We start from the raw sequence: 3,201 nt of genomic DNA on the forward strand, positions 1-3,201 counted from the left end.
CCCGCGTCATGCTTGGCATGACAACTTCCCCCACGCCCGGAGGAGCGGGGGCATGCGCGACGTGTTGTCTTCCGGGCTGCATGACTTGAAGTGGATGCATGCAGCGCGTCGTGAGCGGGGTGTGACAGGCGGCGCGTGTTGGACGTGGCATGGTGGGAAAAGCCATGCCCGTCAGCGTCTTCGACCTCTTCAAGATTGGAATTGGACCCTCCAGCTCGCACACGGTGGGGCCCATGCGCGCGGCCCGCACCTTCGTGGTGGGGCTGTCGGACGCGGGGCTCCTGGAGCGCGTGACGCGGCTCAAGGTGGAGCTGTTCGGTTCGCTGGGCGCGACAGGCAAGGGGCACGGCAGCGACAAGGCGGTGCTGCTGGGCCTGCGCGGCGACACGCCCGAGGACGTGGACGTGGAGCTGGTGCCGTCCATCGTCGCGCACTGGCGCGCGGAGGGGCGCGTGTCGCTGCTCCAGCGGCTGGTGCTCCCCTTCCGGGACGGCGAGCACCTGGTGATGCACAAGCGCAAGGTGCTGCCCTACCACCCCAACGGCATGCGCTTCACCGCCTTTGGCGAGGGCGGGGAGTCGCTGGCCTGCCGCATCTACTACTCGGTGGGCGGCGGGTTCGTGGTGGACGAGCACGCGACGAAGGGCGCGGATCCGCTGCGCGCGGAGACCGCGGCCGTGCCGCTGCCCTTCAAGTCCGCGGCGGAGCTCCTGGACCACTGCGAGCGGGAGCGGCAGCCCATCAGCTCGGTGATGATGCGCAACGAGTTGACCTCGCGGAGCGAGGAGGAGATCCGCTCGCGGCTGTTGCGCATCTGGGAGGTGATGCAGGCGTGCGTGACGCGCGGGTGCACCACGTCCGGCATCCTGCCCGGCGGGCTGAAGGTGGAGCGGCGCGCGGCGGCGATGTACCAGCGGCTCATCAGCCGGCCGGAGGCGGGGCTCACCAACCCGCTGACGGTGCTGGACTGGGTGAACCTGTACGCGCTCGCGGTGAACGAGGAGAACGCGGCGGGCGGGCGCGTCGTCACGGCGCCCACCAACGGCGCGGCGGGCATCATCCCGGCGGTGCTGCACTACTACTGGCGCTTCGTGCCGGGTGCGAACGCGGACGGCGTGGTGCGCTTCCTCCTCACGGCGGGGGCCATTGGCGCGCTCTACAAGGAGAACGCGTCCATCAGCGGCGCGGAGGTGGGCTGCCAGGGCGAGGTGGGCAGCGCGTGCTCGATGGCGGCGGGTGCGCTGGCGGAGGTGCTGGGCGGCACGCCGTTGCAGGTGGAGAACGCGGCGGAGATCGCCATGGAGCACAACCTGGGGCTCACCTGCGACCCCATTGGCGGGCTGGTGCAGGTGCCCTGCATCGAGCGCAACGCGATGGCCTCCGTGAAGGCCATCAACGCCGTGCGCATGGCGCTGTCCGGCGACGGGAAGCACTTCGTCAGCCTGGACAAGGTCATCAAGACGATGCGCGACACCGGCCGCGACATGAAGGACAAGTACAAGGAGACCGCGCGCGGCGGCCTCGCGGTCAACGTCCTGGAGGTCGCGAACCTCAGCGTCGGCCTGCCGGAGTGCTGAGGCCTACCGCCTGCGCTTGCCACCGCGCCCGGCGGACGCCGGCACCGCCTTCGCCATGGGCGCGGGACGGGCGGCGAGCCACGCCTCCACCTCCTTCGACTGCGCGGTGCGCCCCGCGGACCTGAAGCGCTCCAGCGCCTGTGACGCCGCGTCGCGCGCCTCCGCCTCCTCGCGCTCGGTCCACAGCGCCCGAGCCAGCGCGAAGCCGGACTCCGCCAGCGAGTCCTCCTGCACGTCCTTGAAGGCCAGCGCCTGCTTCAGCGTGGCAATCGCGTCGCGCGTGCGGCCCAGGCCCAGCTGCGCCTGCCCCACGCCGTCCAGCGAGTAGTAGACCCGCTCGTCGTCCGGCCCGAGCTTGTCCTGCTTCACCTTCAGCGCCTCTTCGTAGTCCTTCAGCGCGTCCTCGTAGCGCTTGAGCGCGAGGAGGCTCATCCCCTCCTCGTCCAGCGCCTCCGCCAGCTTCACGTTCTGGTTGCCCAAGAGCGTGCGGTGCAGCGACACCGACACGCGCGCGTGCTCCAGCGCCCCGGCGAAGTCCCGCTGCTCGCGCAGCGCCATGGACAGCGCCTGGTGCCGGCGCGCCGTGTCCAGGTGCACGGGACCCATCGCCTTCTCCGTCTGGGCGAGCGCGTCCTTCAGAACCTTCACCGCCTGCGCGCTCTTGCCCGTCTCCAGGAGCGTGCGCCCCAGCGTGAACGCCACCCGCGCCCGCTTCGGGTGCCCCTCCGGCAGCGCCTTCGCCAGGAGCCCCGACGCCTCCTCCAGCAGCTTCAGCGCTTCGTCCGGCCGCTCCTGCATCAGCGCGAGGTTGGCCGCGTTCACCTTCAGGTCGCTCTCCAGCACCGCGTCGCCGCCCACGCGCTTGAGCGTCGCCTCGCCCAGCCGGCCCCAGCGCTGCGCGAGCGCGAACTGCTCCTGCTCTCCGTCCACGTAGAGCAGCTTGTTCATCACCGACACCGCCAGCCGGTCCGCGCGTCCCGCCTCCGCGTCGTAGACGGCCTGCTCCAGCACCGCGCCGCCCGCGGCCTTGTCACCCAGCACCGCCTGCGCCCAGCCCAGGTGGAATCTCAGCTCCGCCATCAACGGCAGATAGCCCGTGGCCATCACGCGCGCCTCGGCCCCCTTGGCCAATTCCAGCGCCTTGGGCATCCGGCTCAGGTCCACGCGCGCCTTCACCTCCGCCAGCGTCGTCTCCAGCGCGTCCAGCTCCGCGCGCTTCGCGGGGTCCGCCGGCAGGGGCTGCAGCTCCGTCAGCGCTTCCACATCCGCGCAGTCACCCGGCGCGGGCAGCGCCCAGGCCGCGTCCAGCGACTTGTCCACCAGCGCCACGTCCGCCGTCTGGAGCGTGTCCACCAGCGCGCCCAGGTCCTTGCGCCGCCGCTCCAGGCACACGAAGCGCTGGGACAACAGGGCCTCGGTCTGCACCTCGCGCACGCGCGTGTCCTCGCACGCGGACGTGTGCTGCTTCGCCCACTCCGCGCCGTAGCCGTCCAGCACGTCGCCCACCCGGCGCGCCATGTCCCGCGCCACCGGGCTCTTCGTCGCGAGGAACGCCTGCGTCACCTTCGCGCGCGCGTCCGGCCCCCAGCGCTGCGCCACCAGGTCCGCCGCCCCGTCGCATACG

General features: G+C 71.7%; 2 protein-coding genes. One reads left to right on the plus strand and one right to left on the minus strand.

The genetic code is table 11. From position 1 onward, the window contains the following. Positions 1 to 164 precede the first annotated feature (164 nt). Complete coding sequence (locus D7X55_RS37790) at positions 165 to 1,577, plus strand: L-serine ammonia-lyase (protein WP_121725567.1); 1,413 nt, start codon at positions 165 to 167, stop codon at positions 1,575 to 1,577. Positions 1,578 to 1,580: 3 nt separating this feature from the next. Here D7X55_RS37790 and D7X55_RS37795 read toward each other — a convergent pair. After that, the coding region (locus tag D7X55_RS37795) for a tetratricopeptide repeat protein (protein WP_147470377.1) at positions 1,581 to 3,201 on the minus strand (1,621 nt) is incomplete at its 5' end.

It is taken from the genome of Corallococcus sp. AB049A (genome assembly GCF_003668885.1).
In the GTDB taxonomy this organism is placed as follows: domain Bacteria; phylum Myxococcota; class Myxococcia; order Myxococcales; family Myxococcaceae; genus Corallococcus; species Corallococcus interemptor.